General features: G+C 38.2%; 2 protein-coding genes. Both read right to left on the minus strand.

The window, feature by feature from the left end; all coding sequences use genetic code 11:
- The coding region (locus tag D3H64_RS10040) for a polymorphic toxin type 50 domain-containing protein (protein WP_233554945.1) at positions 1–336 on the minus strand (336 nt) is incomplete at its 3' end.
- A 116-nt stretch (positions 337–452) separates the two neighbouring features.
- Positions 453–898: hypothetical protein (locus D3H64_RS10295; RefSeq protein ID WP_199700166.1), on the minus strand; the 446-nt coding region annotated here is incomplete at its 5' end.

Genomic DNA, 898 nt, shown 5'->3' on the forward strand with positions numbered 1-898 from the left:
ACCTGTCATCTTATATTTATTATACAGCTCTTCCACATCAACATCATCATAAAAATAACTTTTCCCCACTCCGGCGCTTGCCTGCATATGACGGGCTTGCTTTTCTTGATTAATTTTATCTAACCAGATTCCCTTATTAAAGTTATTCTGAATGAATACCCTATCCTTTAAACGTTCGTATCCTTCAAGATCATTATACTTCATTTTTTGGAACTGTGGAAAAGAGACTGGCGCTTTATCTTCGCCTAGCACTTCGACAATACGCTTATATTCACTTAAGTCTGTTTTCCGATTGTTGGCTATTACATCTCGCTTTTCTTTTTCTTTTTCTATCAAATGCTGTCGCTCATCTTTTGTGTCGTCTTTCGACCACGCATTCTGCCTTTTCCCATCTCCTGGATAGTAGGTCAGTGTGCAGTGGCAATTGGCGTGACGTCTGAAAATGTCAGATTTTACTTAAGCTTCCCTACTATATCTTTTTCCCTATCCGATAATTTCCAAATATAGCCTAATTCCTTTTCTTGTTCTAATTCGATAATTTTTCCACGTTCAAAGCCTCTTTCCATCTCACTAGCTATTTCTTTTGACACAAAATAGCCTCCACCATATACACCTTTCCCAAGCTCCCGCTGTTGGTCTAATTTAGATTTTTCAATCCTAGCGCAAGATTCCCTCCCAATCTTGATATCAATTCCAGCATCAATATATTTTTTAACTAGCGCCCCGCTTATCACACAAGATGGGTAACGATATTTCGCTAGTGCTGGTCTTTTAGCTTGAACACTCTTCAATCGTTGATTTAGCTTTTGACACAGCCAAATTTTAGCGTCACCTAGATTGGTTACAAAAGAAGTATTCACTTTTGCGCCGTTTCCATAAGTTATTTGACTAGCTACTA

This window comes from Atopobacter sp. AH10 (genome assembly GCF_003664595.1).
Taxonomy (GTDB): Bacteria; Bacillota; Bacilli; order Lactobacillales; family Aerococcaceae; genus Atopobacter.